Below are 26,462 nucleotides of genomic sequence, written 5' to 3' on the forward strand. Positions count from 1 at the left end.
CATGCAAGAACGCATCCTGATTCTCGATTTCGGTTCCCAGTTCACCCAGTTGATCGCCCGGCGGGTGCGTGAAGCGCATGTTTATTGCGAAATACATCCGCATCATATGTCTCTGACAGATATACAGAATTGGGAACCTCAGGGTATTATTTTGTCGGGGGGGCCTGCTTCCGTTCACGATCAGGATGCACCCATGGTGGAGCCAGGTATATTTGCGCTGGGTCTGCCCATTCTTGGTATTTGTTATGGTCTGCAATTAATGGCTCATGTGCTGGGTGGCGCAGTCGCCAAAGCCGAACACCGAGAATATGGGCGCGCCCAGCTGCAGATTCAGGAAGCTTTGGGGCCTTTGTTGCCTTTTAAAAGCGCGGAAGCCACGGAAGAAGTCTGGATGAGTCATGGTGATCGCATTGAAAAAATGCCAGACGGATTTCGGATTCTGGCCAGTAGCGCCAATTCACCTTTAGCGGCTATTGGTGATCCGGTTCGGAATTTTTATGGCGTGCAATTTCATCTGGAGGTAGTCCATACCCCGCGTGGGGCAGAAATGCTCACGGCCTTTGTGCGTGGTATTTGCGGTTGTCACGGCCAATGGACCATGCATTCCTATGTGGACAGCGCCGTAGCTACCATCCGCGCTCAGGTCGGCAAGGGTAAAGTCATTGCGGCCCTGTCTGGAGGCGTGGATTCGGCTGTGGCGGCCGTTTTGATTCATCGTGCCATAGGCGATCAATTAACCTGTATTTTTGTGGATAATGGCTTGTTACGTTTCGGTGAGTCCGAAAAGGTCCAGACGGTTTTTCGCAATTATTTTCAGATTCCATTACAGGTCATAGACGCCCGGCAGCGTTTTCTGGAGGTGTTGGATCAGGTCACGGACCCTGAAAAAAAGCGCAAGGCTATTGGCAATTTGTTCATCGAAATTTTTGAGGAAGAAGCCAAAAAGGTGGAAGGTGCCGATTTTCTGGCGCAGGGCACCTTGTATCCCGATGTCATTGAGTCGATTTCATTCAAGGGCCCCAGTGCCACCATCAAATCCCATCATAATGTTGGCGGGTTGCCGGAACGCATGCATCTGAAGCTGGTGGAACCTCTCCGGGAATTATTCAAGGATGAAGTCCGGGAGCTGGGTCGGGAAATGGGCATGCCCGAAGAGGTCATTCGTCGGCAACCCTTTCCTGGCCCTGGTCTGGCGATTCGTTGTCTGGGTGCCATTGATGCAGCACGCCTGGAAATATTGCGGCGTGCGGATCGTATTGTCATGGAAGAAATTCGCGAGGCTGGATTATATGATCAGCTTTGGCAGGCTTTTGCCGTGTTGCTGCCCGTACGGAGTGTGGGGGTCATGGGCGATGCCCGCACCTATGATGAAACCATTGCCCTGCGTGCGGTGGAGTCGTCCGACGGGATGACGGCGGACTGGGCGCATTTGCCCTACGAAGTTCTGGGCCGCATTTCTACCCGAATCATCAATGAAGTATCGGGTATCAATCGGGTGGTTTACGATATTTCTTCCAAGCCACCGGCCACCATTGAGTGGGAATAATCTGAAAATACATCGAACTATTCAATATTCCAGAGTTTTGTGGCTTTAATCGGAACGTTCAGCAAAACCTGAGGCATCACCTTCTTGCATTTTAACGGACGGGCGTAAGAGGATTGCATGAATGACTGCATAATTGTAATATTGCAGTCATTGAAAGCAAATAAGAGGATTTGCATCATGGCAATCCTGACAGTAAGAAATGTCCCGGATGATGTGCATCGCGCTTTGCGGATGCGGGCTGCTCAGCATGGCCGGAGTACGGAAGCGGAGGTGCGTGAGATTCTGGCCGTCGCGGTTAAGCCAGAAAAACGTGTGCGTATGGGCGAGGCTCTGGCCAGCATTGGTTACAAAATAGGGCTGAGCAATGACGATTTCGCGGTTTTCGAGAGCATTCGAGATAAGACGCCAGCCAAACCAGTGAGTTTTGACTGAATGATTATTCTGGATACCAACGTCGTTTCCGAAGCAATGAAGCCAGTCCCAGAAGTGACCGTAAGAGCTTGGCTGAATAACCAGGTTGCGGAGACCTTGTTTTTATCAAGTATCACGCTGGCCGAGTTGCTGTTTGGTATCCGAGCGCTACCTACAGGCAAACGCAAGAATATGCTCGACTACGCTCTGAGCCAATTGCTGGAGTTATTCAATGATCGGGTCCTGCCCTTCGATACAGATGCAGCACGTCACTACGCTAACCTTGCTGTATCCGCAAAGAACAGTGGGCGCGGCTTTCCTACGCCCGATGGATATATCGCGGCTATTGCCGTGTCGCGGGGCTTTATTGTGGCATCGCGCGATACTGCGCCATTTCAAGCCGCTGGCGTGGGCGTTATCAATCCTTGGGAAAAAAACTAGTTCATCCGTATAGGCCCGCAATATCAGCGTAGTCGATTAAATAATGGATTAATTATGTTGATAGTTTTCAATTGCCGTATTGTATTTATTTTTTTATAAATGTATGTTATAATTAAAAATTAATTTTATGAAAATTTAGGCGGACATGAGAAATAAATCACCGGATAAATCGCGGAATTTATTACAAACGAAAGCGCAACGTTGGGTTATTAAAATAGGTAGCAGCCTTCTCACGGATGAGGGGAGGGGACTTGATCGAAAGTCCATTGGCGGCTGGGTCCGACAAATTATTGCACTTCGCCGTTCCGGCATCGAAGTCATTCTGGTTTCATCAGGGTCAGTCAGTGCCGGCGTGCAGCGTTTAGGTTGGTCGCAACGACCAGCGAATCTTAAGGAACGTCAGGCGGCCGCTAGCGTTGGTCAATCCGCTTTGATTCACACGTATGAAAAACTTCTTCGAGAGTGTGATGAACCCAATGAAATGCCCATTCATTGTGGTCAGGTTTTATTGACACACGATGATCTGCGCAGCCGTCGCCGCTATCTGAATGCCCGTTCTGCCTTGTTGACCTTACTCGAAATGAATGTGTTGCCCATCATCAATGAAAATGACACGGTTTCTTACAATGCCATCAATCTGGGCGATAATGATACGCTCGCCGCTGTGGTCAGCAATTTGCTGGATGCAGATTTGCTGGTCATTCTGACGGATCAGGATGGGGTGTTTAATGCCGATCCACGCAGCAATCCGGACGCGCAATTACTTACAGAAGTTAATGCAGGTGCCGCCATGCTGGAACGGATTGCTGGTAGTGGCGGCTCGGGTGTCGGCACCGGTGGCATGCTCGCCAAGGTGCGTGCAGCGACTCGTGCTGCCCGTTCCGGCACATCCACCATTATTGCCAATGGTCGCTGCGACCATGTGTTACTGCGCATTCGCGATGGCGAAGCTCTGGGGACGTTCATTCATGCCCGACTTCCCAAGCTGGATGCGCGTAAACGCTGGCTGGCCGGGCAGTTGCGGGCAAGAGGGACTCTGCACCTGGATGCCGGCGCAGTCCAGGCATTAAAACAGGATGGCGGGAGTTTGTTACCTGTTGGGGTAACGGCCTTGGAAGGTAATTTCCATCGCGGTGATCTGGTGCTTTGCAAGGATCCCGATGGCAATGTGTTTGCCCGAGGCCTGGTCAATTGGGACGCAAACGTGGTGCAACGCTGTCTGGGTAAAAAGAGTGCGGAGATTGCAGATGACCCCGATGTGGCAGAAGGAGTCATGATTCATCGTGATAATTTATTAATTCACTGATTGCCTGGTTCCAGTGGATCGTGAATGGTCCCGGTAGTCTTATCTACGGGAAGAATTTGACTGGGAATAAAGTGCACATCCTGTTGCTGGTGGGCCAGACGAATATTATGACGTAACAAACTCTCCACGACCGATGCCCGCAAATCGGTTTGGACGTTAAAACTTTTGTTGCAGTCATCGAGATAAACACGCAAGTAAAACTGCAGGGCATTTTCACTGACATCCAGCAACAAGGCAGTCGGAGGAATTCCACGCGGGTCATCCTGCAGAACATCCGGATGATTTTGTCCTTCCTTGACCAACAATTCTTTGACCAGTTCAATATCCGCGCTATGGGCAACATTAAATGGAATCATCAAGCGCAGCACGCTGTTGGTATACATCCAGTTGGTTACCTGGCCAGAAATGAGCTCGGAGTTGGGGACAAAGACTTCGGTACGGTCAAAAGTCAGGATCAGCGTGTAACGAATGCTCATTTTTTCTACATAACCTTGGGTGCTGCCGACCTGAATCCAGTCACCCACCCGAATCGGACGTTCGAGTAACAGGATCAACCCAGAGACAAAATTATTGACAATATTTTGTAATCCAAAACCAATACCCACTGACAGTGCGCCCGCAATAATGGCGAGATTATGGAGGGCTACACCGGCTGTTGAAAGGGCAATGAGTATGGCAATAATAAAACCCGAATAACGTACAATAGACAAAATAGAATGGCGTGCACCGCTTTCCATATGACCAATAATACGGGAATTATCAGAAAGGTATCGTTGCACGAATGTGTTGATATTAATCAGCAGGACCAGCAGTCCAATAGCAATAATCCAGCGGAAGGGCTGAAGATGAAAGGTTCCAACGGTAAATCCGGTAATGAAATACTTCCAGATTAACGAGAAGCCTGTATGGGTGAGTCCCCAAGCGTAAAGAATGAACGCGCCAATCCCCATCCAGACAGCAATATGACTCAGCGCACTGAACCAGCCAAGCCAAGGTAGTGCTTGATCATCCTTGAGTCCCAGACGGTGCTTCAGCGCATGTTGCCAGCGACCATCTTTACGCGCGGTGTAATTCCAGAAATCACTGAGTCCCCAGGAAATAAACAGGCCAATACCCAGGGCTAACAAGGACATCAGCAGGCCAAAAAACAGATAGTTGGTTAGATTGCGATAACCCAGTAGCGTAAACAGAGCTGTTGCCAGCAGCGCAATCAGTATAATAATCCGCAAAAAAGGATAAGCTTTAAAGGGCCTTTTATCCCCGGCTTCCATGACCAGCCGGAATACCGCGCTGATCACTAAAAGATGATAAACAGACCATAAAAGAGCCTGTTGTTGTGGATTCAGAAAATCCTGTGGAGCGGTGATAATCCAGCTCACTGCAAAGGCGGCTAAAAAAGCAACAAAACGCAGGCTACGCAATGTAGAACGTAAAGTTTTCGGACCCCAGGCGAAATGATGAAAAACGACTCCACTGGGACGTAATGCCCAGGTGACCAGAATCGCCAGCAAGGCATAGCCACCCCAGGTTATCAGCACAATATCCACAAATGGAGAAAGTACCCCCGTAAAGTGTGCTGCTAGTGCCGCTCCGGAAACTCCGGCGATAATGGGCAAGTAATGATAGAGACTTTTCTGCGCCGCCGATAGTTGCGTTCCAAGTTTTGTACTTTCAGGAAGTGATTTGCGTACGACCAGCAGTAGTAAAAAAACAAATAGACCAATGGCTATGGATACCTGGAGATTTTTCTGGGCAAAAATGAAGCGATGATTGTGATGAAACCAGTAATTTTTTTCCTGTGTCCAGGTACTTAAACCTACAGCTGAAAAAGTATTGATCTGTGCCCATATATTTTGATCCTTATGTAATAGTATCTGCGCGTGCAGATTGTCACGCTTTTTCTCAATTTCTTGTTCCAGGTCAGTACTGGCTACCGCAATAACCTTGCAGGTAGCAATTTCTCCCTGCAGATCTTTTTGTCGATTGAGTAGTTTTGTCCTTAATGCCGTAAGATTTTCTGGTTCACCAGTGACCGCTGGCCCAAGAATTCCCAAGCCGTTATCAGTTTGTTTAAGCTGATCATTCTTGTTGGTGATGCACTTCTGCGCGTTGTCTTTGATGATACTGGTGCTTTTGTGCCAATTAAGAAGCTGCTGCATATCAACAGGTTGCTCTAATTGTGCATGTATTTCCTGCAGAACTTTACTGTCCTGATCAATTTTTATACTGGTAGATGCATCAGCAGAAAAAGATAATACCAATGTTAGAAATATAAAAAACTGAATGATAATAGTGTACAGAGAATTGTTTTTAAAGTGTGAGCCGTGCCGTATCGAAAAAGAAGATTTTCGTTCTGTCACAATAACTCCTCTTTAGTGCAGTAAGATGATAGCCATCCCACATCAGGATTTATGAATATAACATAAAATGGCATTAAAGGCCTAATCCTTAGGCTGTAGCCAAATGACTGCAGCTTGGTTGGATTACAAAAACCGACCTGTGAACGAAGAAGAGCGTCTGCTTGTCGGGGTAAGGAGACAGGATGGGCGAGTTTGTAGGGCGTGCATAGCTAAGGTAAGCATTTTGTCAGGGTTTTGCTTCTATTCAGAAAGGTGACGTAACCACCTGTAGAAAAAGGATTTCACCCCGTTTTTTTGGTGAAGGAACGAGACTTTCTTCAAAGGCTGGCACGAAGTTTGCTTTAGTCTGTTATACTCCCTGATTGGAAAAAGGACTACCCATGAAAAAGTCACTCAGCAATATGGTTTTTGTTCTGCTGCTTGCCACGCCTTTTATGGCCTTGGGGAGCTTTGTGCATGCCGTCACCCCTTTACATAACCAACTGGCGCAAGGAACCCTGTCTCACCCCATTGTTCATGGGGAATATCAAGCGGTGCGCGTTATGGGTAAAACCGCCACGCATCTTGAATCCGCCAGCTGGCTTCAGTTGCATCCGGATAAGTTAAATGTTCGCACCTGGTCTCTCTAACTGGCCAAGGCCTTACGGGCACTGCGCTTCAACAGGGGCAGTGCCATTTTTTGTAATGCAGGCGGTAATGATATCGGTTTTAGCAGCATTTTAATGGCCATTTCGAAGGGGTAGTGGCGGCTGACCCAGTCTCCCATCCGTTCCCGGAATGCTGCAAAGTCCCTACCTGAAAAAGTTTGCCCCGGGTTTTTTACTTCAAAAGCATTTTTGATGGCTAAATAGCTATCTTCCTGATCGACTTCCGATACTCTTTTCCAGAGCTCCCGGCCAATGCGCCAGCGTGAATTTTTTTCCTGCTGCTGATAGGCCTGAAAGAATTTATAAAAGTATTTGTAGTGGTGGACTTCATCGGCTCGAATGCGACCAGCCAGTAAACGGAGAACCGGTTCCGGGCTGGCGGACTGAATCATGGTGTAAAAACTGGCGGTACCCGTCTCTACGACGCAGCGAGACGCCATTTCCAGCGCCTGACTAGGGCCCAGCAAATCTGTCTGGCAGAAGGGCATGTAAGCTTGAACGAAGCCTTTATAAGCGCGCTCCCAGTCGAAGTCTGGCCAGATCTGCAGGACATAGGCTTTCAGGGCCAATCCATGCTGAACTTCTTCCTGCTCCCACTCCTTGCTGAGCCATGCAGTAGCCGCAGCATTCTCCTGAAAGTATTCCACCAGATTGCGGGCATAGAGATCAGACAGTGTTTCCACAAAGGAGGCTCCTGCCAGCAAATAAAACCAGTCTGTCTGATCAACTATTCTGGTTTTTTCTATGCTGGCATAGGGTATATCCGCCAGAGTCCAGGTTGGATGCTTTCTCATAGTGGGGATGGCAACGGGCATGGATTGAGCCGTCTCCTTTTGGGTGGATGAAATCGGGTCAACAATTATAGCCCAGATCCTGGTCATTGGCGCCAGCCTGTGCAAAAGCTTCTCGTCTTTTCTTGCACTGAGGACAAAAACCACAGTGTTTTTCGCGTCCCAGCAGGCAACTATAGGTTTTTTTCCAGGGAACGTGCAAACGATTGCCCTCGTGTATGATGGCAGCCTTGCTGAGTTGAATCAGAGGCGTTTCCAGTTGCAAATTCAAAGTGCTCAGGGTGTTTGTGATGGCATTCTGAAAAGCAGGGCGTGAGCAGGTATCTACCTGCGCATCATCAGCGCTGAGACCTATCACAATACGTTGAATATTCAAATTGCTGGCAATCGTCGCAATGGCGACAATAGCGAAAAAATTACGATGGGGCAGGGGGACATGGTACCGTTCAGCGCGCAAGGCGCCAACGGCATTTCCAAAAGCGGAAAGATCATAGCGTTGGGCTTGGACTTGCTGAATTTCACTCAGTCTCTGCACGGCTTCCCACTCCTGTTGGGCAGCGCGTTGCGCATAGTCCAGAAAAACCGGTTGGGGATGCTCAGTTTGGGCAAGCTGAAATAACAGCGTGCTACTTTCTACACCGCCGCTCATGAGCAGCAGGCAATTTGCGGTTTTGGGCCGGGCCGCGTCCAGAGACATCGGGTCTGGCGATATTGGGTCGGGCTGGCGTATGATCGCTGCGGTTTCGGTATGTGTGTTCATGGAGATTAAAGATAACATGAGTTCATGCGTCAGTGTGCATCCAGTCAATCCTCAATGGCGTCTGCTGGAGCCGGTACTGGATGTGTTACGGGCTGGCGGGTTAATTATTTTCCCGACAGACACCTGTTACGCCTTGGGTTGTCTGGTTGGCGCCCGCGCCGCCCAGGAACGGTTGCGGCGTATCCGGCAGCTGGATTTGCAGCATGATCTTTCCCTCCTTTTTCCGGGAATTGCCCAACTCGCAGAATATGCCAAGTTGGATGACCGCGCTTTTGCTTTGCTGCGTAAAGCCTTGCCTGGACCTTATACTTTTATTTTGCCAGCCACCAAAGACGTTCCACGGCGTCTGGCGGATCCCAAAAAGCGGAGTATTGGGGTGCGTATTCCAGCCCATCCCATTTGTGAAATGCTCCTGGCAGAGTTGGGTGAACCCTTGATGAGTTCGACTCTGCAATTGCCTGAAGCCGATATTCCGCTGACTGATCCAGAAGAGATTTGCACGCTGCTCGGAAATCAGGTGGATAAGGTGATCCTCGCCGAACAGGGGCGTGCCCAATGCTCTACCATCATTGATTTGTTGCAATGGCCACCGCAGTTGCTGCGCAAGGGGGCCGGGGATCCGGCGGCTCTGGGGTTGGAATAATCCTGGTAACAGCCGTTGGCCGGGAGGCTTTTTGCTCCAACGTCCCTTGCCTGTTGTTCTAAGGCTCATCCTGCTGTCAGGAGAGAACTCGCCCTTTGGGCTCAAACAGCTCTCCTGACGGGCGCAGGATTTCACCAAGAACAACAACGGCGCGGGCCAAAGTCGCGGCAAAGCCTCCCGGCCAACGGCTGTTACCAGGGTAACGGTTCCGCAAATGGGCTGCATTAGGTGGCCGGTAGTTCCTGCTGATATACTCGCGACCATGTTTGATCTCACATATTTTGTTCGTACCCTTGCGATCTGGGCGATTCCGGTGCTGTTTGCCATCACCGTGCATGAGGTCGCCCACGGCTGGGTGGCCTGGAAGCGAGGTGACCCCACCGCGATGCTCATGGGTCGTCTGACCCTGAATCCTGTGAAGCATATTGATCCTTTTGGAACGATTATCCTGCCGGGTATCTTGTTGCTGTTTCATTCCCCCTTTTTATTTGGTTATGCCAAACCAGTGCCGGTCAATTTTAGTGGCTTGAAGAAGCCCAAAACGGACATGGTCTGGGTAGCCATCGCCGGACCCGCAGCCAATCTGCTGATGGCCATTTTCTGGACGGCCATACTGTGGTTGGGGGGGCATCTTCCCGGGACTCTGGCTTATGTCGCTACGCCCATGCAGTTGATGGGCGAGGCAGGCATCATCATCAATGTCATCCTGATCATTTTCAACCTGATACCGATCCCGCCACTGGACGGTGGTCGGGTTGCCGTAGGTTTGTTGCCGGCTTCTGCCAGCATTGCCCTCAGCCGGGTTGAACCTTATGGGTTTATTATTCTCATTGTGCTGCTTTTTACCGGCATTTTGTGGAACGTACTGGGCCCGTTGTTTTTATGGGTTTATCATTTTTTCCTGGCAGTAGGTGCTGGATAATGAAAGAAATTATTGTCTCTGGAATGCGTCCAACCGGGCGTTTGCATATTGGTCATTATCATGGCGTACTGAAAAACTGGGTACGCTTGCAGGATCAGGGCGAGTGCTATTTTTTTGTGGCAGACTGGCATGCCCTGACCACCCATTATGAAAGCGTTGAAGGTATCAGTACCGCCGTTTGGGATATGCTGGTTGAATGGCTGGCGGTGGGAATTGATCCGGATAAAGCGGTTCTATTTATTCAATCGCATGTCCCCCAACATGCCGAATTAGCCCTGCTGCTGGGGATGCTGACGCCTTTGTCGTGGCTGGAGCGCGTGCCGACTTTCAAGGACCAGCAGGAAAAACTGCGAGAACGGGATCTGGCAACCTTCGGTTTCCTCGGGTATCCGCTGCTGATGACGGCGGATATTCTTCTGTATGAGGCCCAACAGGTGCCAGTAGGGGCCGATCAGGTGGCGCATCTGGAAATCAGTCGGGAACTGGCCCGACGTTTCAACAGTTTTTATGGCCGCGATGCGGAAACCCGGCAGCAGATTGAAAAAGGGTTGCAGGCCATGGGCAAGCGTGCTGTCAAAACTTTTACTCAGTTGCAACAGCGTTTTCAACAAAATGGAGATTTGTTGGCGGTCAGCGAAGCGGCTGAATTTCTCCGGCAACAGTCAGGACTGAGTCCACTGATGCAGGCGCAGCTATTAGCGCATCTGGAAGGGAAGGGGCGTGAAATTCTTCGCGAGCCCCAGGCATTACTGACCGCTGCTTCAAAATTGCCGGGCCTGGATGGTCAAAAAATGAGTAAATCTTATGGGAACACCATTCCCTTGCAGGAAGACCCGGAACTGATTCGCAAGAAAATCCGTACCATGCCTACTGATCCGGCGCGCGTCATGCGTACTGATCCGGGTACTCCGGAAAAATGTCCGGTATGGGGATTTCATCAGGTATATTCCAATGAGGAAACCAGAAATTGGGTACGTCAGGGCTGCACCAGCGCGGGTATTGGCTGTCTCGATTGCAAACAGCCCGTGATCGAAGCGGTACTCGCGGAGCTGGCACCTATTCGCGAACGAGCCGAATATTGGGCAGCGCGTCCGGCACAATTGCGGGAAATTGCCCATGCTGGTGCGCAGCGTGCCCGCAACAGGGCCGAGCCGACTATGGAAAAAGTGCGCTCCGCTATGGGCCTGGCCCACGAACAGGGTTTTGACTGAGTGATATTCGCGTGACTATGGTGAATGCTGGCATGGGGCAGGCCGTGCAGGTCAATGGTCAGCCGCTGGACAGCTTACCCGAGGGCCTGTTTATTCCTCCCGATGCCTTGGAACTACTCCTGGACAGCTTTTCCGGTCCCCTTGAATTACTGCTCTGGCTGATCCGTCGTAACCGTATGGATATTCGCGATATTCCGGTGGCAGAAGTTACCCGTCAGTATTTGCAGTACCTGCAGGAAGCACGGCGGCGGAATCTGGAGCTGGCAGCAGAATATCTGCTAATGGCAGCCTGGTTGGCGGAAATCAAAGCAAGGATGCTGCTTCCGGTGCCGCCCACCCGTGATGACGAAGAAATGGACCCTCGACTGGAGCTGGTGCGCCGTCTTGAAGCCTTGGCGCTGGTGCAGGGCCAGGCAGAAGCCCTCCAATCTTTGCCGCAGTCAGGGCGGGATTTCTGGACAGTTAATCCAGTCCACTATGAGGACTTGTCCCCGTCTCCGCCTCTGCTCGAACTGATTGATATAGCTGCGGCCTGGTTGCGTATACAGCAGCGCCCCGTACGTCGCGATCAACCCGTCCATCAGCTTTCCAACCCGGCCATGGGTTTGCGGCAGCGCATGGTGGAAGTGCTACTCTGCTGTCGTCGAGACCATCGTCCCTGGTCATTGCTTGAGTTGTTGCCGGAGTTGAGCCGGCAGGCCTTGACTATGTCCTTGCTGGCTATTTTGGAGTTGTTGCGCCAGGAAGCCTTGCAACTGCTTGAAGATAGGGAGGATGGCTGGCAGGTAAGTATTGCGGGTATGGAGGTTCCGCAGCGTGCGTGAGGCCTTGCTGGCTTTGTTTTTGTCCAGTGCAGAACCGTTGTCGCGGGAACGGCTGGCTGGCATTTTCGCCGACGATCCGGAATATGCGGGTTGGCAAGCGGCACTGGAAATTTTACTGGCCACTGGTGAAGGTCCCATGCAGCTGGTTGCCGTAGCGGGCGGCTATCGTCTCCAGATTCATCCTCGCCACCATGCCTTGTTGGCCCGTTTGCATGTAGAGGCTCCCCGCCCTTTAAGCAAAGCTGTACTGGAAACTTTGGCGATCATTGCTTATCAACAGCCTGTTACCCGTCCGGAAATTGAACATTGGCGGGGGGTATCGGTGGGTGCGAGTATCATGCAGCAGTTACAGGAACTTGGTTGGATTGCTGTGGTGGGTCATCGTGAAAGCCCTGGTCGACCAGCACTTTGGGCGACTACTTCTGAATTTATGCAGCATTTTGCTTTGACTTCCTTGGAAGATTTGCCTGTGGCAATGACCGGTAAATAGAAAGATTATTTTAATATTAGAAAAAACTTATTTGACGGCTTGATAATATGGTCGCATATTTTTGGGGAATTTGTTGATGGCGGTTAATAAAAGAGGCCGACATCCGTATTGGGTTCGATGTGGTCAATAATGTGACGAGGAGCAGACCAATGGCACATGTAGTGATTTTAGGGGCAGGTACAGGTGGCATGCCCGCAGCTTATGAAATGAAGGAGGCCTTGGGTTCCGGGCATGAAGTGACGCTCATCAGCGCCAATGATTATTTCCAGTTTGTGCCATCTAACCCCTGGGTGGGCGTGGGCTGGACCAAACGTGATGATATTGCTTTCCCGATCAAACCTTATGTAGAACGCAAGGGCATTCATTTTATTCCTCAAGCGGCGGAAAAAATTGATGCAGAAGGTCAGGAAATTGTCCTGGTTGATGGCAGTAAGGTGCATTATGACTATTTGCTGATTACCACCGGACCGAAGCTGGCTTTTGAAAATGTGCCAGGTTCTGATCCGCACGATGGTCCTATTCAATCCATTTGTACGGTGGACCATGCGGAAAAGGCCTATCAGGACTATCAGGCGCTTCTGGCTGAACCCGGTCCCATTGTGATTGGTGCCATGGCCGGTGCCAGTTGTTTTGGACCCGCTTACGAATACGCCATGATTGTAGCTTCTGACCTTAAAAAACGCGGCATGCGTGACAAAATTCCTTCCTTCACTTTTGTGACCAGTGAGCCCTATCTGGGTCACTTGGGTATTCAGGGTGTTGGTGATTCTACCGGAATCCTGACCAAGGGACTCAAGGAAGAAGGTATTGAAGCCCACACCAATTGTAAGGTCACCAAAGTAGAAGGTGGCAAAATGTTCGTCACCCAGGTTAATGACAAGGGTGAAGTAGCCAAGGAATTCACCTTGCCAGTCAAGTTCGGCATGATGATTCCTGCTTTCAAGGGTGTTCCTGCCGTAGCTGGTGTTGAGGGTTTGTGTAATCCGGGCGGATTTGTGCTGGTAGACGAACATCAGCGCAGCAAGAAGTACGCCAACATTTTCGCTGCGGGTATTGCCATTGCGATTCCTCCGGTGGAAGCCACACCGGTGCCTACTGGTGCCCCCAAGACCGGCTACATGATCGAATCCATGGTTTCTGCTGCGGTAAGCAATATCAAAGCGGATCTGGAAGGTCGCAAAGGTGAGCAGACCATGGGTACCTGGAATGCCGTCTGCTTTGCCGACATGGGTGATCGCGGCGCAGCCTTCGTAGCCCTGCCGCAGTTGCGTCCCCGTACGGTGGACATATTTGCTTATGGTCGCTGGGTGCATCTGGCCAAAGTAGCCTTTGAAAAGTATTTCATTCGCAAAATGAAAATGGGGGTTTCCGAACCTTTCTATGAAAAAGTGCTGTTCAAGATGATGGGCATCACCCGCCTCAAGGAAGAAGTACCGCCCCATCGTAAAGCTTCCTGAGCATCACCCGCAGTAAAACATCAGACCCCGCCTCGCGCGGGGTTTTTTATCCTAAAACTACCCATGAGGCATGTCCGGAGATTTTTGAAAAATGGATGAAAAATTACAAAAAGTTTTGGCACGCTTTGGTCTGGGATCCAGAAGACTGATGGAACAATGGATTTCTGCCGGCCGTATTCAGGTGAATGGGCAGGTCGCTAAACTGGGGGATCGGGTCACGCCCCAGGACAAAATATCGGTAGATGGTGAAGCCTTGCGGATTCCCTCCTGGGTACGCCCGCGACTGCGGGTGCTGCGTTACCACAAGCCGGCAGGGGAGCTGACCACCCGGAATGATCCCGATGGTCGTCCGACTGTTTTTGATCGCTTGCCCAAGTTACGTGGCAGTCGTTGGGTGGCCGTTGGCCGCCTGGACTACAACACGGAAGGACTCCTCCTTCTCACCAATGATGGGGATCTGGCTAATGCCTTGATGCATCCCCGCGCGGGCATTGAAAGAGAATATGCCGTCCGCATTCTGGGTGTTTTGAGTAACGAGCAACAAAGCATGTTGCTAAAAGGTATGGCGCTGGACGATGGGGAAGCGCGATTCCTCAAAATTGAAGAGGCCGGTGGTGAGGGAGCCAATCACTGGTATCACGTCACCCTTGCTGAAGGTCGCAACCGGGAAGTGCGCCGTCTGTTTGAAGCCTTGGGTTTGGCCGTCAGCCGTTTGATTCGAGTACGCTATGGCGTGGTGGAAATGCCGCGTTTACTCAAGAATGGCTATTTCGATGAGTTGCCCGATGAAGAACGGGAGAATCTGCTGGCTAGTGTAAAATGGGTGAATCCGGCAAGGCCGATGAGCGATCATGGAGTGGTAGATTCCAAGACACACAGCTCACGCAAATCCCTACAAGAGAAGCATGCAGATTCCTCGCCTTCGACGATGAAGCCTTCTCAGAACCGTTCTTCCCGGTCCAAGTTTTGAATGAATGTATTGTTATTGATGCATTTGTATTATTTATGTTACTGTCATGGAGCCGGAAAACTGAAAGAGTGTTCATATGCAAATCGCGAGGCAATCTAGTAATCCCGTTAACGAGGGGCAAACTTCCTGGTTAGTGCAGAACAGCGAGATTCAGGAACATACTCGGACACAGAGTGTCAATCCGGAAAATCATGATGCGAATATTTCGTGGATGACAACAGTTTTGTTTATTATTCTTTCAGAGACCATAGGTTTTTTTGTAAAACTATTTCGTTGAAGTTTGATAATACTCGCCGATAATTTCCCAAGCAGCAAAAATTATCCGGGTGATGATGTGTGCTGCGAACCATATAACAAAAAAACGTAATACATCCATAACCACAGGTATCCAGAAAGGGAGCTCCCCACCGAACCCCAAGGGCTGTGGTAGTAATCCCCATTCAGCAGCAATAATGGCCAATAACCAGGTGATCGCCCAACTTTTTACGCTGGCAGTAGAGCTACTGCGGCGCTTGGGATTGAATTTCTTATCAGTTGTTGGTTCTTTCTTGTCCTTTGCCATGATATTTCATGCCCATTTTTTTCAGTGACCCATGACATGGTCGCGCAGTTTATCCAGTTGTTGTTGCACCATGGTGCTGAGACTTTTCAGCTGATCGGCACCAGTATGAACAGCGGCATTATCTCCTTTCTTTAAGGCATTAATCATGGCGGTGCCCAACTTATGTACTTGCGGGTGCACCTGCTGTACGGCAATAAAGGCTTCGGATTGAGCGATGGGGGTATCCAGCATGCTATCCATCCATTGCCCTAAACGACACTGGTGGTGGTCTTTAATGTTGTTGACATCAATTTGACTGGCTTTATCGGTAATCGCTTCCAGAATGCGGCTTACCCATAAAACATGGTCTGCCTTAACTACGGTCAGTCGAGTAGCCAGCGCTGGATCACCCTGCATGGCCGCTTCACTGGCGTGCGCCAGTTCATCACGAACATGGTCGAGACACTGGCGAATGGCCTGGAATTGCTGAGCAAACTGTCCCATGGATTGCTGCAGTGCATTCATGTGTGTACCCATGCTTTCTGCGGCGACAACTTCCCGGGCACTACCACTGACAATGTTTTCAATGTTTCCACGGGTTTTCTGTGCAGACTGGTTGGCCATACCCAGGACCTCGGCCACTGTTTCGAGAGCATCTCCGCCACGACGCAAATGCTCCACACTGGCGCTGACGCCAGTTTCAACTTGTATGGCGCCTTTGTTGATGGTGGTTGCAGAACTGCGTATGTCAGCAGCAGCACGAGCAGAACTTTGCGCCAGTTTTTTTACTTCATCGGCAACTACCGCAAAACCGCGACCATGTTCCCCGGCGCGTGCAGCTTCAATAGCCGCATTGAGAGCCAGCAAGTTGGTTTGCTTGGCAATTTCCTGCACTTTGCCCGCCAACGTAGTAATATTGCGGGTCTGTTGCAGAAAAGCCTGTACGGTTTCCCCCATGTCAGTGACGGTTTGCTCAACCAGATCCATTTCTCCAATCAACATGGAAAGACGTTCGTTTCCCATCTGGACATCATGTAAGGTCGCTTCTGCTAGCGATTGGTTGGAGCCAATACTATCTGCCGTGCTGCGCACCGCCTTTATGACTGCCTCGGCCTGATCATACAAGGATTGGCTATCCAGCTGTGCAGCATGTAAATCCTGCTCTAAATCCATACCTAGCAAGTGACTTTCTGCCGTTTGCTCCAGGGCGGTAACTTGATGATCCAGAACTTTACAGCTTTGCCAAAGTCGTGCTTTTTGCCAGTCACAAATCGGCGTAATGGTTTTTCCGAGTTCAGGATCATCTCGAATTAACTGTGCCGTTTCTGCATCGCCATCCAGGCAGGCGGAAAACAGGGAAAGCAGGGTATGGTTTTCAGTGGACATGGCGTAGCCTCGTCATGGTGAGATTTCTAGTGAGAGTGAATAACATTCGTGATGGCACGGGCCAGATCATCGGGTAAAAATTTCGCCACATAACCATCAGCGTTGACACTACGCGCATGAGCTTCATTGGCGGTGCCTGATAGCGATGAGTGGATGACGACGGGTACATCGCGGAGCGCTTCATTTTCTTTAATCTGGCGGGTCAGTGTAAATCCATCCATTTCGGGCATTTCGAGATCAGTTAAAACCAGTGCCACCTTATCACGCAGGGGGATACCTGCCGTTTTGGCATCTTGCGCCAGCTGTTTTAAACGTTCTAATGCTTCCTTGCCGGTTTTGGTCCCTATAAAAGCCAAGCCCAAACTTTTCAGCGTTTTTTCGATCTGATTGCGAGCGACACCAGAATCATCGGCATAAAGAATGACGGCCCCTTTGGGGATTTCTATGGCATGTTGTTGCACGAGCTCATCTCCAGCTTTAAAACGCGAGGGCAATACCTGACGAAGAATGTGTTCCACATCCAGCACCAGAGCCAGGCGTGCTGTTTCCTCGTCTTCATCCAGCCGTGCCAAACTGGTGACCAAGCCGCCCACTGAGGCACCCTCCGCAGAAAGTACGCGACTCCACTCCAGTCGGACAATTTCTTCGACATCTTCAACGGCAAATCCCTGCACCGAGCGTTCATATTCTGTAACCAGCAGGATATTTAATCCATCTGTTTTGCAGCCGACCACCTCCGGTAAATTGATGACGGGAATGATTTGTCCGCGTATGTTGGCGACGCCCATCACATGTTCAGGCGCACCGGGCATGGGCGTGATTTTGGGCATGACCAGCGCTTCACGGACCTTGAACACATTGATTCCAAAAAGTTCGCGGCTATTGATTTTGGGATCCGTGCCGAGCCGGAATACCAGCAGCTCAAACTTGTTGGTGCCCGCAAGCTGGGCGCGTTCATCAACTTCCCGCAGTAACTGATTCATGATCCAATCCTCAATAGGTTTTTTGAATGATCGCGCTCAGCGCGTCCATATGCTGGAAAATATTATCCCGACTATCCAGGACCTGGCGCAGTAATTGGGCAGTCCTTTCCTGATCACCGGCTTGATGTGCAGCCAGTAGTTCCCGCGCGCCCTGATGGAATTGCCGATGCGGTTCGGCCAGGGCGACAAATTCTGCCTCATTGCCCAGAAGCTGTCTCCCACTTCCTTCATACCATGAGCCCAGCGCGCATTGATGTTGGTCCTGCAAATCATCCGGACTCATTTGTGATCCATTATTACCCACGGCATTTTGCAGGCGGTGAACTAATGTTTCATGACTTTGACGGGCGGCATCCAGGGTCATGGAAACCGCTAGAGTGCGTAAATTTTTTATTTCTTTTTGCAGATTGCGCGTTACATCCATGGATTGCTGCGCCTGTTGCTGATTGTTCTGTGCGGCACTATCAATATTTTTTGCCGTTAAATTGACAGCTGTTATATTGTTTTGCACTTCGTCTGTGGCATCCTGGACGCGTCTGGATAAATTCCGGACTTCATCAGCTACTACGGCAAAACCTCGGCCATGCTCTCCGGCACGAGCGGCTTCAATAGCGGCATTTAATGCCAGCAGGTTGGTTTGGTAAGCGATTTCGCGGATAGTCTGGGCGATGCGGCTTATTGCTACCACCTGATTCATGAGGGATTGTGAAGCCTGATGATTTTCATTAATGGCTTTTGTAAGTAAGGTCAGATTTTTATTGACTGTTTCCATAGCTGAATCAGCTTCAGCGGATGTATGGGTGAGTATACGCGCATTTTGGGTCGCATTTCTGGAGCTGCTTTCCGAAAATTCATCCATAGTACTCTAATCCCCTTGATGGTTAATTGATCCCGGTACCGACATTGATTTTGTCGAACCAGTCCAGAAAGCGTTTAACATTGTCACCACTATAAATAGCCCCATGCTGTGGGCAGAGATGTTGTATATCCAATTGACTCACCCGCTCAATCCAGTTTTTCTTGGCGGCATTGGAAGGCATCCAGCGTTCATGAAAATATTTGGCCTTTTTGATGTGTTCTTCAAAAGCTCGACCAGTTTTATCCCTTCGATCTACCCAGGCGTCATGGCCGGGGGGTAATAATGCGGCACCTACATCACCGGAAAACAGGATTTTTGCTTCTGGGTCATAAACATGAAAATTGGCTGAAGAGTGCAGGTAGTGGGCTGGTATAAATTCTAACCGCCGCCCTCCAATCATCACATCTCCGCCTTCATCGGAGATGTTTTGTAACGGTGCATTCAAGGCACCATAGTGACGGATAAAACCTTCCCAGAGTTTAGGAACGTACCACTCCATTTTATCATTACAGGCATGCCAAAGCGGCAAGCTGGAAGCAATATCGGGGTCCTGATGTGAGACAAAGGCTGCTTTCAGGCTGGAAGGCGGAATGACCTCCACCATGGCTGCAAAGACCTGGGGGAAAATCTCAAACCCGCCTGGATCAAGGATGATGCTTTGTCCGTTCGATTCGATGACATAAACATTGGAATCAATGACCCGATGTTCGTCCTGATCATAAATGATCCACCAGCGATGGCTGCCTGCTTCAAAGACGGGTGCTGCTTTCATGTTCCAGACTCTCCAATTGATGGCGATAGCTACGAATCGCCTGCGCGACGGTGCGGACGGCTTCGCCCATATCCCGGGAAACCCGCATCAGCGGAGCTCCGGTTCTTTCTGCAAGTGCCGCTTCGATTCGGCCGTTGGTGACCACATATTCTTGTTCTTCAATGCCTTCTTGAAGTTGTTGAACCGTTTCCAGGAGATGGCCCAAAATTTTGACAGCTTCAACTTCTTCCTGCTGGATAATCTTTTGCCAGGTGTTCTGAGTGCTGATCAGATTGGGGCAAGCCTGGCCATGAAGCGGGCTGTCACTGAGCATTTCCTGGAATGATTGCGCAAAACGCTGATGCTGCAAAATGCGCATATAAGCTTCAATGAGTGGCGCGATACTTTCCTGAAGATGGGAAGCTGATGTCTTTAAAATGGCGGCTCTTTCCCGGAAGGCTTGGGCGACCACACCATAACCAGCCAGGGCATTGCCATGACGCTTGACCAGAACCATGGCATTGAGGGCGCGCCGATCAATTTCACGCAATGCCTTTTCGATACTTTGCCTTGCCGCAAAGGACGCATCGACGACCCTCATGATGTGCTGAATATCCATCAGGCAGCTCCCTTACAGGAAATATTTATGATGGTCGAATCCCCGCCATGATCAATCACATGGTTAGCCAGAGCGCCGGCATCGAGAATCAGCACGACATTGCCTTTTCCGGAAATGGTGGCACCCTGGTACCAGTTCTGTTCAGCCAGGAAATCAATGGGTTTGACCACAGAGTCCTCGTTTCCAAGCACTTCAGAAACCATAATCAAGCCACGCTCTGTCAATATCCCCTCTATCGGTTCTGATCCTAAACGGAGGGGGCGATCATGAAGAAGCCTGCCGAGGTCTACCATGGGGATGACTTCAGTACCGTCTACCCGATAAACACTACGACCACTCATGCGATGAATCCGGTTTTCCTGGATGTCCAGCAGGCTTTCGATACTGGATACCGGGAGAGCGTAGATTTCCCGCCGTAAACGCAGGTAAAGCACCGGTAATACCGCCATGGTCAAAGGAAACTCCATGGAAATACTGGTGCCTAAACCTGGTTTAGTCTCAATATCCAGACGCCCGCGCAGCTTGCGAACGGTTTCCTTGACGACATCCATGCCGACACCACGTCCGGAAATGTCGGTAACCTGATCATTGGTCGAGAATCCGGGGCGGAAAATCAGTTCAACCGCTTCCTGTTCCGAGAGGCGAGCCGCCTGCTCTGCAGTGATGACTCCCTTATCCACCGCTTTCCGGGTGACAAACTGACTGTCAATGCCGCGCCCGTCATCGGAGACTTCAATACGCACCTTATCGCCCAAATGGATAGCCGCAACCCTGATTTTGGCACTGCGCGCCTTCCCTGCGGCTTGGCGATCTGCGGGTGACTCAACGCCATGGTCGAGGCTGTTGCGGAGCAAATGGGTCATTGGACCAGACAGGGCATCGACCACTGCTTTGTCGATTTCCACGTCTTCGCCCACAATTTCGAGCGTGACTTCTTTACCGAGTTGCCGGGAAGCATCCCGGACTACTCTGGGCAACTGCTGAAACAGACGCTTGCAGGGCTGCATACGCAGACGCATGACGGTGCTTTGAATGTCGTTGACGGTGATGTCCACTTCCCGGGCGATGCGCAGCATGTCTTCATTTTCTTCGCCGAGGCTGCCGATGGCAGAGCTCAGTCGGTTACGGAGCAAAACCAGTTCACCCACCTGATTCATTACGGCGTCCAGACGGGCGGCATCGACGCGCAATGTGGTTTCGGCTGCTTCTTGCGCAGCGGCAGCGCTGCGCGCGGGTGGCGTTACTTTGCTGGCATTCGTCACTTCCGGGGATGGGCTGGTCGTTGTGCTGACCGATTGTGTTGGCGGAGCAATCTCAGCAGCGGCTTGTTCTGATTCTGTCGATTTTGCAGAAACGGGTGTGGTAAGGGCAGGCTGTTCATAACCCGGGGCTTGCTTGCCGTACATTTGATCCAGCACCTGCTCAAACTCTTCCGGCGAAATTTCGTCACTGTTCAAGTGCTCGGAATCGGAAGCATTGGTAACCCCGGGAGCCTTGTTACCATAAAGAGCGTCCAGTGTGGCTTCAAATTCTGCGTCGGTAATTTCATCCGCTGCCGTTTCGCTGGAAGAGGCCGATTCCGTACGTTCCAGAAACAGTCCGGCTTCACCAGCAACTGTGGGTCGCTGGCTAACCAATAGCATGGATTCTGAGGGCGGAGGGGAGGGCGTTGCGTCACTTTCAATCGGTCCATTTACAGAAACTCCCTCTGCTCGTTTTCCTGCCGCCAGTTCCTGAATAAGCTGGCCCAGTTCTTCTGGTCCTGGCCCGGGGTTTTCTCCACAGGCAAGCTGTTGCAGCATGTCATCAATCACGTCAAGGCCGCGCAGGATGGCATCAATCATCGATCCATTAATGACCAGGGTATGCGAACGCAGCTTATCCAACAGGTCTTCCAGATGATGGGTCCAGCTGACGAGATGATCGGCTTCGAGAAATCCGGCACCCCCCTTGAGGGTATGAAAAGCCCGGAAGACGGAGGCGAGCACTTCATCATTATTCGGATCGGATTCCAGACGCAGGGTGTCATCCTGAGCTTTTTCGAGGAGTTCCCGAGCTTCCGGCAAGTAATCCTGCAGAATTTCCATATCCATGCTTTTTAGATCCCCAATTCTGCCAGCAAGCTATCCACTTCTTCCTGATTGATGCTGGGATTAGCCTCGGCGGTTGCAGCGTTTTCCTCTGCGATATTGCTGGCTGATTCCATACCGGCTTCTGTCAGGGTAAGGCGTATGCGCTCTTCAACGGCCTGAAGCAGGGTGATGGCTTTTTTCAGCCGTTGACCGGCAAGATCCTGCCCCTGTTGGCTGGCCAGAATGACGAGTAAGGCACTTTCAATATGCTTCAGGGGCTCATCAATATAACTATTATGCGCATTGCGAATGATGCTTACCGCATCCTGCGCTCTTTCGACAGCGGCAAGCGTGGCCATGGTCTGCTCTTCGGTTAAGCGCAGGGCTTCTTCCAGAGGGTTTTGTGCGCCGGATAAATTTTCTTCGGCGGTATTGGCGATCCGCTTCAGGCCTTCACGCAGCAGTAACTCCGCTTCACTCAGTAGACGATTAGGATCCAGCGGATTTTGTGCGGTCATCACTGGCCTCCCTGAGCCGCCTGAAGACGCTTGAACACGCTATCCAGCTTTTCTTTCAGGGTGTCGGCCGTAAAAGGCTTGACGATGTAACCGTTGACTCCGGCTTGGGCTGCTTCCAGGATATTTTCGCGTTTGGCTTCAGCGGTGACCATGAGTACAGGAATATGTTTGAGTTGTGGATCTGAACGGATGGCACGCAGCAGATCAATTCCCTGCATATTGGGCATGTTCCAGTCTGAAACGACGAAATCAAAGGGTCTGCCGTGCAGTTTCTGTAGGGCCTGAACGCCATCCTCGGCTTCATCAAAATTGCTGAAACCGAGTTCGCGCAACAAATTGCGTACAATGCGCCGCATCGTAGAGAAGTCATCCACCACTAAAATGTGGATGCCTTTGTCGACCTGATCAATACCCATAAATGCTGATCTCCTCCTTGAGTCGCACTCCACCCGTTGCATTTGGAAAAGCAATTCCTGTACCACCTGTCTGGATGGAGTAGTGCAGATGTTCTGCTCTTCAATACGGCACATCTCCAGGAAAACTGAAGCGGGGCGATTTCCCGATGCTATATAAAACCTTAGCCGCGCTGACTAATGTTGCCAGCCATGATCGGGTCTGTTCCTGCCTTGCTGGGGTTTTGAGGCGCGACCACCACAATGCTCACACGACGATTCATGACCAGACCCTTCGCGGTATTATTGGATGCTACAGGATGGTATTTGCCATATCCGGCAGCAACCAGGTGATGCGGGTTGACCCCATGTTGAATAAACAGTTCGACGACGGATACGGCCCGCGCTGCAGATAGCGCCCAGTTGGAGGCAAATTGTGGGGTACGGATGGGCAGGTCGTTAGTGAAGCCGTTAACCTGGATTTGATAGGGTACCAGCGCCAGAACTTTGGCGATATTGCCTAAGGTGTTGCGCGCATTACCGCTGAGCTGTGCCTGCGCGGATGGAAAGAGAATCTTCGCATTCAAGTCAATGACAACGCCCAGATTGCTGCGATGGATGGCCACGCTACCCTGATCAATTAGTGGTTTAAGTAAGGCTTTCATTTGCGCTTCAATTTTTTGCATTTCCGGATTTGCCGGGGGGGTGGGTTCATGCGCTCGGGGTGATACCTGACCTTGCTGCACATGGGGAACTGGATCCAGTGTGGCTACTTTCGGTAATGCCGGCAGGGCTACCGGGGTTTGGGTAAGGCTATTGGTATCCGTTCTTATCGGGACGGGTGACCAGGGTTGACCACTAAATGCGGATACCAGAGTTTTTGATAATACCTTGTATTTTCCTTCGTTTACTGAAGAAATGGCATACATGACCACAAAAAATGCGAAAAGCAGGGTAATGAAGTCGGCGTAAGAGACCAGCCATCGTTCGTGGTTTTCCCATTCCTCTTCTGCTTTCTTTTTGCGTGCCATCCCATGATCTCCTGTGTTCTCGATACACTAAGCCATTAACTAGTCGGTTTTTCGCGTTTACTGTGCCCGCTCGAAAAATAAGCGAGATTTATGCCTGATCCGGCTGGCTGTGAAACGGCACGAATTCTGCTGAAAGGTCGTCAATACAGAATCAACCCTATTGGTTTTGTCAAATTTTTGACATATGGATAGATGTGAGAAGGAAGCAGTCATGGTCAATGGTGAAACCCGGTTGGATAAATTGTTTGTAGATGCCAATCGTTTGACGTTAAAAGCAGCGTGCGATCGCGCACTACAGTCTCTGGTGGAAAGCCAGCAAAATATGCAGGTCCTGGTAGGTCAACCCGGCACTTTCATGGGACACGCCGCGCTGCTGTACGATGATGCGCCGCATGAGAGCCTGATTCTGGATGCTCTGACGCCGGAAGCGGCTAATGCCTATGCGCTCGCCGGCGAAGATCTGCTGCTGTGGACTGACGATGCATTGCCCCTTGGTTTTCAGACGGTGGTTATCGAGCAACTTATCTGGCAGCGTTTTGCGGCCATTCGTATCCAGCGACCCGAAATGGTTTTTCAATGGCAAAGGCGCAGTACGTTGCGTGCGGTAGTCGAATCTTCCAATAAAACTTCTGTACTATTAAAGCGTTACGGGGCACGGGCGGTGGAGGGTGAATGTGTGGATATTGGTGCCGGTGGTATGCGCATCGCCATAACAGCGCCACAGGACTATCCGGTGACACAGGGTGAACTCCTGGCTCGGGTTCAGTTTAAGTTTCAGGGGCAAGCCTGTTCAGTGGAGGCTAAAGTCTGTCATCTGGGGTCAGGAATTTACACCCAAGGCGCGGTTCGGCAGTTAGGTTTGGCGTTTATCCATTTGCCTGCTGCGCTGGAGGATAAAATCATTCAGTATACGCTACGTTATGATCGAGAATGCCTACGCCGCGCCAGTCGCTAGAGATTGACCCCCTTCAGTTTTTTGGGTGTCCATTGCCTGAATGGGAACAATAATCTGAGCTTGAAGTTTAGCCGGTGGTAGATCTGAAGCACTTAATGGTTCAGTCGGCATTTCGTGATGTTCCACAATCCATTGTCCGAACTGTCTGGTTTCGGGGAGAAAATAGAGCGGGGCCAGAGAGTTGCTTTGGAGCGTGCCGTTTTGTGTTTGGGGTAGTATCACCATTAGCATGGATACTCCTGTCGTTTTGGCAAAATGCGGAACTTGGGAATAATGTAAATTAAAGTGCTCGGGAGCAACCAGTAAAAAAGTGATCAGAGCTTCATCCAGTGACTGTAGCCAGACAAATGGTCCTTGACTGGGAAGATGCAGTAAAGCAAAGCGTTGCAAGTGGGTAAAGCCAGGCATGGGCGCAATACAGTGCCATATTCCTTCGTCGGCAATGGAAAATGGGCCGAACCGGGTATCATAGGTTTTCATCAGGCTTTATCCTTTGTGTTGCCAGCATCATCAACTGCTTTGGGCTGTTGATTCAGCCAGTGATTTAATGCTTCCGGGGCTGAGCTCAGAGCGGACTGGTTGGCCTGTTTGACGGTTTCCAGTAATTCTTCTCGTAAAATAGTGACATTGTCACTGCTTTCTATGCCCAAGCGTACCTGCCCGTCCTCAATACGGGTGACTACAATACGAATATTGTCCCCAATACATATGGCCTGACCGCGTCGTCTGGTAAGAACCAGCACGATTCAGGCGCTCCCGATCAAATGGCGCTCAGCCGTTGATTTTGCAGTACCCAGGTCTGAGTATGTTGCGGGTTGTGCACCGAAAAAAATTTCCCAGGCCCCCTGATTAAAGCGTTCCAATGCGCTGATAATCTGACCATTTAGCTGATTTTTACGCATGATTTCGTTTAACAAATTGCGTAAATGCGCATCATCGGATGAATTTTTTGTAGACGGTCTTGCTGGTACCATGCGGCTCTGAAGGTCGGCAAAACAGCGCATTTTTTCAGTGGCAATGCGCTGGAGTTCTTCCATCTGACCTGATTTCAGACACTCAGTCTCATCGTCCAGTAAAGCCTGTAATTGTGTGAGCAGCAAGTTTTCCTGAGAATCAGCCGAATCGTTGGGATGCATGATCGGCTCAGGCTGACTGGTTAGTGCTTGCAGGCATGAACTGCTGATTATCCTGAGTCAGGCCCTGACCGATTTTGAGTGGAGAAATCTGATAGGTCCCATTGGATATGGCGGCTTTGATCTGAGCGAGCTGATCAGTATGACCAGTATTCGTATCCTGAGCAGCCATCAATTGCCGCGCCTGCGGTGAAAGCGTGAGATGATCTTGTGCAACAGCACTCGCGGCAAGAGTTTGTCCGGAAGATTTGCCGGAATCGGCTGTAGACCCGCTAACCGCTTTATCGGTGTTGCTCCGCGTGTCTGCTGTCGGTTTTCCTGCAAGTGATCCAGAATATGGATTGATGGGATTCATGCGCTTATCTCCTAACGTATCTGCTGCCATAGTCATTATTACGTCACATCAGAGTAAAAACTAAAGCGAAACAGTCAATGAACTACAC

The 26,462-nt window shown here is 50.6% G+C and carries 30 protein-coding genes and 1 pseudogene; 13 read left to right on the forward strand and 18 right to left on the reverse strand.

The annotated features are described in order from the left end of the window. The first annotated feature begins 1 nt into the window (after position 1). From guaA to proB, 4 genes are all read left to right on the forward strand, one after another. A complete protein-coding gene (guaA, locus tag HAP95_RS09780) occupies positions 2 to 1,546 on the forward strand; it encodes a glutamine-hydrolyzing GMP synthase (protein WP_215884039.1) in 1,545 nt (514 codons plus the stop codon). A 177-nt stretch (positions 1,547 to 1,723) separates the two neighbouring features. Then, positions 1,724 to 1,978, forward strand: coding sequence for a FitA-like ribbon-helix-helix domain-containing protein (locus HAP95_RS09785; RefSeq protein WP_215884040.1), 255 nt, complete (start codon positions 1,724 to 1,726; stop codon positions 1,976 to 1,978). After that, complete coding sequence (locus HAP95_RS09790) at positions 1,979 to 2,398, forward strand: type II toxin-antitoxin system VapC family toxin (RefSeq protein WP_215884041.1); 420 nt, start codon at positions 1,979 to 1,981, stop codon at positions 2,396 to 2,398. 145 nt (positions 2,399 to 2,543) lie between these two features. Then, the gene (gene proB / locus HAP95_RS09795; protein WP_215884042.1) at positions 2,544 to 3,704 is read left to right on the forward strand and encodes a glutamate 5-kinase; all 1,161 of its coding nucleotides are present in this window, start codon (positions 2,544 to 2,546) and stop codon (positions 3,702 to 3,704) included. Here proB and HAP95_RS09800 read toward each other — a convergent pair. Beyond that, a complete protein-coding gene (locus HAP95_RS09800) occupies positions 3,698 to 5,863 on the reverse strand; it encodes a mechanosensitive ion channel family protein (RefSeq protein WP_226832706.1) in 2,166 nt (721 codons plus the stop codon). The two genes, proB and HAP95_RS09800, sit on opposite strands and share 7 nt — an antisense overlap. 581 nt (positions 5,864 to 6,444) lie before the next feature. On the opposite strand from HAP95_RS09800, the gene HAP95_RS09805 reads away from it, so the two are divergent. Next, positions 6,445 to 6,693, forward strand: a complete 249-nt coding sequence (locus HAP95_RS09805) for a hypothetical protein (RefSeq protein ID WP_215884043.1) — start codon at positions 6,445 to 6,447, stop codon at positions 6,691 to 6,693. Here HAP95_RS09805 and HAP95_RS09810 read toward each other — a convergent pair. Both HAP95_RS09810 and HAP95_RS09815 read right to left on the reverse strand, forming a co-directional pair. Then, entirely contained in the window at positions 6,690 to 7,526 is an 837-nt protein-coding gene (locus tag HAP95_RS09810; RefSeq protein ID WP_215884044.1) for a ferritin-like domain-containing protein, read from the reverse strand. The genes HAP95_RS09805 and HAP95_RS09810 overlap by 4 nt on opposite strands. A 37-nt stretch (positions 7,527 to 7,563) precedes the next feature. Beyond that, positions 7,564 to 8,280, reverse strand: a complete 717-nt coding sequence (locus HAP95_RS09815) for a 7-cyano-7-deazaguanine synthase (RefSeq protein WP_215884045.1) — start codon at positions 8,278 to 8,280, stop codon at positions 7,564 to 7,566. Between HAP95_RS09815 and HAP95_RS09820 the strand changes: the two genes are divergently transcribed. The 7 genes from HAP95_RS09820 (at position 8,279) to rluB (ending at position 14,779) form a co-directional block, all read left to right on the forward strand. Next, positions 8,279 to 8,905 carry an L-threonylcarbamoyladenylate synthase gene (locus HAP95_RS09820; RefSeq protein ID WP_215884046.1) on the forward strand — a complete coding sequence of 209 codons (627 nt, stop codon included), beginning with the start codon at positions 8,279 to 8,281 and terminating at the stop codon, positions 8,903 to 8,905. The two genes, HAP95_RS09815 and HAP95_RS09820, sit on opposite strands and share 2 nt — an antisense overlap. 262 nt (positions 8,906 to 9,167) lie before the next feature. Continuing rightward, a complete protein-coding gene (locus HAP95_RS09825; protein WP_215884047.1) occupies positions 9,168 to 9,827 on the forward strand; it encodes a site-2 protease family protein in 660 nt (219 codons plus the stop codon). Continuing rightward, the gene (locus HAP95_RS09830) at positions 9,827 to 11,038 is read left to right on the forward strand and encodes a tryptophan--tRNA ligase (RefSeq protein ID WP_215884048.1); all 1,212 of its coding nucleotides are present in this window, start codon (positions 9,827 to 9,829) and stop codon (positions 11,036 to 11,038) included. The genes HAP95_RS09825 and HAP95_RS09830 overlap by 1 nt, the downstream gene beginning before the upstream one ends. Before the next feature lie 17 nt (positions 11,039 to 11,055). Continuing rightward, positions 11,056 to 11,862 (forward strand): segregation and condensation protein A, encoded by an 807-nt coding sequence (locus tag HAP95_RS09835; RefSeq protein ID WP_215884117.1) that lies wholly within the window; start codon positions 11,056 to 11,058, stop codon positions 11,860 to 11,862. After that, positions 11,855 to 12,352 (forward strand): SMC-Scp complex subunit ScpB, encoded by a 498-nt coding sequence (scpB, locus tag HAP95_RS09840; protein ID WP_215884049.1) that lies wholly within the window; start codon positions 11,855 to 11,857, stop codon positions 12,350 to 12,352. The genes HAP95_RS09835 and scpB overlap by 8 nt, the downstream gene beginning before the upstream one ends. A gap of 149 nt (positions 12,353 to 12,501) precedes the next feature. Further along, positions 12,502 to 13,809: an NAD(P)/FAD-dependent oxidoreductase gene (locus HAP95_RS09845; RefSeq protein WP_215884050.1), complete on the forward strand. Its 1,308-nt coding sequence runs from the start codon at positions 12,502 to 12,504 to the stop codon at positions 13,807 to 13,809. A 91-nt stretch (positions 13,810 to 13,900) separates the two neighbouring features. Beyond that, on the forward strand, positions 13,901 to 14,779 hold the full coding sequence (gene rluB, locus HAP95_RS09850; RefSeq protein ID WP_226832707.1) for a 23S rRNA pseudouridine(2605) synthase RluB: 879 nt from the start codon (positions 13,901 to 13,903) through the stop codon (positions 14,777 to 14,779). Between the two features lie 265 nt (positions 14,780 to 15,044). Here rluB and HAP95_RS09855 read toward each other — a convergent pair whose 3' ends face one another. The 11 genes and pseudogenes from HAP95_RS09855 to motD form a co-directional block, all read right to left on the reverse strand. After that, complete coding sequence (locus HAP95_RS09855; protein ID WP_215884051.1) at positions 15,045 to 15,341, reverse strand: hypothetical protein; 297 nt, start codon at positions 15,339 to 15,341, stop codon at positions 15,045 to 15,047. A gap of 21 nt (positions 15,342 to 15,362) precedes the next feature. Then, entirely contained in the window at positions 15,363 to 16,706 is a 1,344-nt protein-coding gene (locus HAP95_RS09860; protein WP_215884052.1) for a methyl-accepting chemotaxis protein, read from the reverse strand. A 26-nt stretch (positions 16,707 to 16,732) separates the two neighbouring features. Beyond that, complete coding sequence (locus tag HAP95_RS09865; RefSeq protein WP_215884053.1) at positions 16,733 to 17,689, reverse strand: chemotaxis protein; 957 nt, start codon at positions 17,687 to 17,689, stop codon at positions 16,733 to 16,735. 10 nt (positions 17,690 to 17,699) lie between these two features. After that, the gene (locus HAP95_RS17635) at positions 17,700 to 18,113 is read right to left on the reverse strand and encodes a CZB domain-containing protein (protein WP_438263661.1); all 414 of its coding nucleotides are present in this window, start codon (positions 18,111 to 18,113) and stop codon (positions 17,700 to 17,702) included. A gap of 15 nt (positions 18,114 to 18,128) precedes the next feature. Continuing rightward, positions 18,129 to 18,548 (reverse strand): annotated as a pseudogene (locus HAP95_RS17640) (methyl-accepting chemotaxis protein); the annotation flags it as partial. Between the two features lie 22 nt (positions 18,549 to 18,570). After that, positions 18,571 to 19,320: an oxygen-binding di-iron domain-containing protein gene (locus HAP95_RS09875; protein WP_215884055.1), complete on the reverse strand. Its 750-nt coding sequence runs from the start codon at positions 19,318 to 19,320 to the stop codon at positions 18,571 to 18,573. After that, the gene (locus tag HAP95_RS09880; RefSeq protein ID WP_215884056.1) at positions 19,298 to 19,918 is read right to left on the reverse strand and encodes a hypothetical protein; all 621 of its coding nucleotides are present in this window, start codon (positions 19,916 to 19,918) and stop codon (positions 19,298 to 19,300) included. The genes HAP95_RS09875 and HAP95_RS09880 overlap by 23 nt, the downstream gene beginning before the upstream one ends. Continuing rightward, positions 19,918 to 22,011 (reverse strand): chemotaxis protein CheA, encoded by a 2,094-nt coding sequence (locus tag HAP95_RS09885; protein ID WP_215884057.1) that lies wholly within the window; start codon positions 22,009 to 22,011, stop codon positions 19,918 to 19,920. The genes HAP95_RS09880 and HAP95_RS09885 overlap by 1 nt, the downstream gene beginning before the upstream one ends. Before the next feature lie 5 nt (positions 22,012 to 22,016). Continuing rightward, positions 22,017 to 22,508 carry a protein phosphatase CheZ gene (locus HAP95_RS09890; protein ID WP_215884058.1) on the reverse strand — a complete coding sequence of 164 codons (492 nt, stop codon included), beginning with the start codon at positions 22,506 to 22,508 and terminating at the stop codon, positions 22,017 to 22,019. Further along, positions 22,508 to 22,924, reverse strand: a complete 417-nt coding sequence (gene cheY, locus HAP95_RS09895) for a chemotaxis response regulator CheY (RefSeq protein WP_193650621.1) — start codon at positions 22,922 to 22,924, stop codon at positions 22,508 to 22,510. Before cheY ends, HAP95_RS09890 begins: the two co-directional genes overlap by 1 nt. A gap of 161 nt (positions 22,925 to 23,085) precedes the next feature. After that, positions 23,086 to 23,931, reverse strand: a complete 846-nt coding sequence (gene motD / locus HAP95_RS09900) for a flagellar motor protein MotD (RefSeq protein ID WP_215884059.1) — start codon at positions 23,929 to 23,931, stop codon at positions 23,086 to 23,088. 211 nt (positions 23,932 to 24,142) lie between these two features. Here motD and HAP95_RS09905 point away from each other — a divergent pair, with 211 nt between their 5' ends. Beyond that, positions 24,143 to 24,886 carry a flagellar brake protein gene (locus HAP95_RS09905; protein WP_215884060.1) on the forward strand — a complete coding sequence of 248 codons (744 nt, stop codon included), beginning with the start codon at positions 24,143 to 24,145 and terminating at the stop codon, positions 24,884 to 24,886. On the opposite strand, the gene fliW is transcribed toward HAP95_RS09905, so the two are convergent. Genes fliW through flgM form a run of 4 tightly spaced genes read right to left on the reverse strand, consistent with a single transcriptional unit; the run spans position 24,866 to position 26,374 of the window. Further along, positions 24,866 to 25,366, reverse strand: a complete 501-nt coding sequence (fliW, locus tag HAP95_RS09910; RefSeq protein ID WP_215884061.1) for a flagellar assembly protein FliW — start codon at positions 25,364 to 25,366, stop codon at positions 24,866 to 24,868. The genes HAP95_RS09905 and fliW overlap by 21 nt on opposite strands. Further along, positions 25,366 to 25,629 (reverse strand): carbon storage regulator, encoded by a 264-nt coding sequence (locus HAP95_RS09915; protein ID WP_215884062.1) that lies wholly within the window; start codon positions 25,627 to 25,629, stop codon positions 25,366 to 25,368. The genes fliW and HAP95_RS09915 overlap by 1 nt, the downstream gene beginning before the upstream one ends. A gap of 3 nt (positions 25,630 to 25,632) precedes the next feature. Next, positions 25,633 to 26,022, reverse strand: a complete 390-nt coding sequence (locus HAP95_RS09920; protein ID WP_215884063.1) for a flagellar protein FlgN — start codon at positions 26,020 to 26,022, stop codon at positions 25,633 to 25,635. A gap of 7 nt (positions 26,023 to 26,029) precedes the next feature. After that, positions 26,030 to 26,374: a flagellar biosynthesis anti-sigma factor FlgM gene (gene flgM / locus HAP95_RS09925; RefSeq protein ID WP_215884064.1), complete on the reverse strand. Its 345-nt coding sequence runs from the start codon at positions 26,372 to 26,374 to the stop codon at positions 26,030 to 26,032. Positions 26,375 to 26,462 lie beyond the last annotated feature (88 nt).

Source organism: Acidithiobacillus sulfurivorans (assembly GCF_018853815.1).
GTDB classification, from domain to species: Bacteria; Pseudomonadota; Gammaproteobacteria; order Acidithiobacillales; family Acidithiobacillaceae; genus Acidithiobacillus; species Acidithiobacillus sulfurivorans.

Coding starts and splice junctions, on each gene's coding strand:
- motD (WP_215884059.1), bottom strand. CDS start 23,931: ATGGCACGCAAAAAGAAAGCAGAAGAGGAATGGGAAAACCACGAACGA.
- HAP95_RS09800 (WP_226832706.1), bottom strand. CDS start 5,863: ATGCAGCAGCTTCTTAATTGGCACAAAAGCACCAGTATCATCAAAGAC.
- HAP95_RS09805 (WP_215884043.1), top strand. CDS start 6,445: ATGAAAAAGTCACTCAGCAATATGGTTTTTGTTCTGCTGCTTGCCACG.
- flgM (WP_215884064.1), bottom strand. CDS start 26,374: ATGAATCCCATCAATCCATATTCTGGATCACTTGCAGGAAAACCGACA.
- HAP95_RS09860 (WP_215884052.1), bottom strand. CDS start 16,706: ATGTCCACTGAAAACCATACCCTGCTTTCCCTGTTTTCCGCCTGCCTG.
- HAP95_RS09830 (WP_215884048.1), top strand. CDS start 9,827: ATGAAAGAAATTATTGTCTCTGGAATGCGTCCAACCGGGCGTTTGCAT.
- HAP95_RS17635 (WP_438263661.1), bottom strand. CDS start 18,113: ATGGATGTAACGCGCAATCTGCAAAAAGAAATAAAAAATTTACGCACT.
- HAP95_RS09835 (WP_215884117.1), top strand. CDS start 11,056: ATGGTGAATGCTGGCATGGGGCAGGCCGTGCAGGTCAATGGTCAGCCG.
- HAP95_RS09855 (WP_215884051.1), bottom strand. CDS start 15,341: ATGGCAAAGGACAAGAAAGAACCAACAACTGATAAGAAATTCAATCCC.
- HAP95_RS09810 (WP_215884044.1), bottom strand. CDS start 7,526: ATGCCCGTTGCCATCCCCACTATGAGAAAGCATCCAACCTGGACTCTG.
- HAP95_RS09865 (WP_215884053.1), bottom strand. CDS start 17,689: ATGAATCAGTTACTGCGGGAAGTTGATGAACGCGCCCAGCTTGCGGGC.
- HAP95_RS09845 (WP_215884050.1), top strand. CDS start 12,502: ATGGCACATGTAGTGATTTTAGGGGCAGGTACAGGTGGCATGCCCGCA.
- rluB (WP_226832707.1), top strand. CDS start 13,901: ATGGATGAAAAATTACAAAAAGTTTTGGCACGCTTTGGTCTGGGATCC.
- HAP95_RS09905 (WP_215884060.1), top strand. CDS start 24,143: ATGGTCAATGGTGAAACCCGGTTGGATAAATTGTTTGTAGATGCCAAT.
- HAP95_RS09820 (WP_215884046.1), top strand. CDS start 8,279: ATGAGTTCATGCGTCAGTGTGCATCCAGTCAATCCTCAATGGCGTCTG.
- HAP95_RS09825 (WP_215884047.1), top strand. CDS start 9,168: ATGTTTGATCTCACATATTTTGTTCGTACCCTTGCGATCTGGGCGATT.
- HAP95_RS09920 (WP_215884063.1), bottom strand. CDS start 26,022: ATGCATCCCAACGATTCGGCTGATTCTCAGGAAAACTTGCTGCTCACA.
- HAP95_RS09890 (WP_215884058.1), bottom strand. CDS start 22,508: ATGACCGCACAAAATCCGCTGGATCCTAATCGTCTACTGAGTGAAGCG.
- HAP95_RS09880 (WP_215884056.1), bottom strand. CDS start 19,918: ATGGATATTCAGCACATCATGAGGGTCGTCGATGCGTCCTTTGCGGCA.
- cheY (WP_193650621.1), bottom strand. CDS start 22,924: ATGGGTATTGATCAGGTCGACAAAGGCATCCACATTTTAGTGGTGGAT.
- HAP95_RS09875 (WP_215884055.1), bottom strand. CDS start 19,320: ATGAAAGCAGCACCCGTCTTTGAAGCAGGCAGCCATCGCTGGTGGATC.
- HAP95_RS09790 (WP_215884041.1), top strand. CDS start 1,979: ATGATTATTCTGGATACCAACGTCGTTTCCGAAGCAATGAAGCCAGTC.
- HAP95_RS09785 (WP_215884040.1), top strand. CDS start 1,724: ATGGCAATCCTGACAGTAAGAAATGTCCCGGATGATGTGCATCGCGCT.
- HAP95_RS09815 (WP_215884045.1), bottom strand. CDS start 8,280: ATGTTATCTTTAATCTCCATGAACACACATACCGAAACCGCAGCGATC.
- HAP95_RS09885 (WP_215884057.1), bottom strand. CDS start 22,011: ATGGATATGGAAATTCTGCAGGATTACTTGCCGGAAGCTCGGGAACTC.
- proB (WP_215884042.1), top strand. CDS start 2,544: ATGAGAAATAAATCACCGGATAAATCGCGGAATTTATTACAAACGAAA.
- fliW (WP_215884061.1), bottom strand. CDS start 25,366: ATGAAAACCTATGATACCCGGTTCGGCCCATTTTCCATTGCCGACGAA.
- guaA (WP_215884039.1), top strand. CDS start 2: ATGCAAGAACGCATCCTGATTCTCGATTTCGGTTCCCAGTTCACCCAG.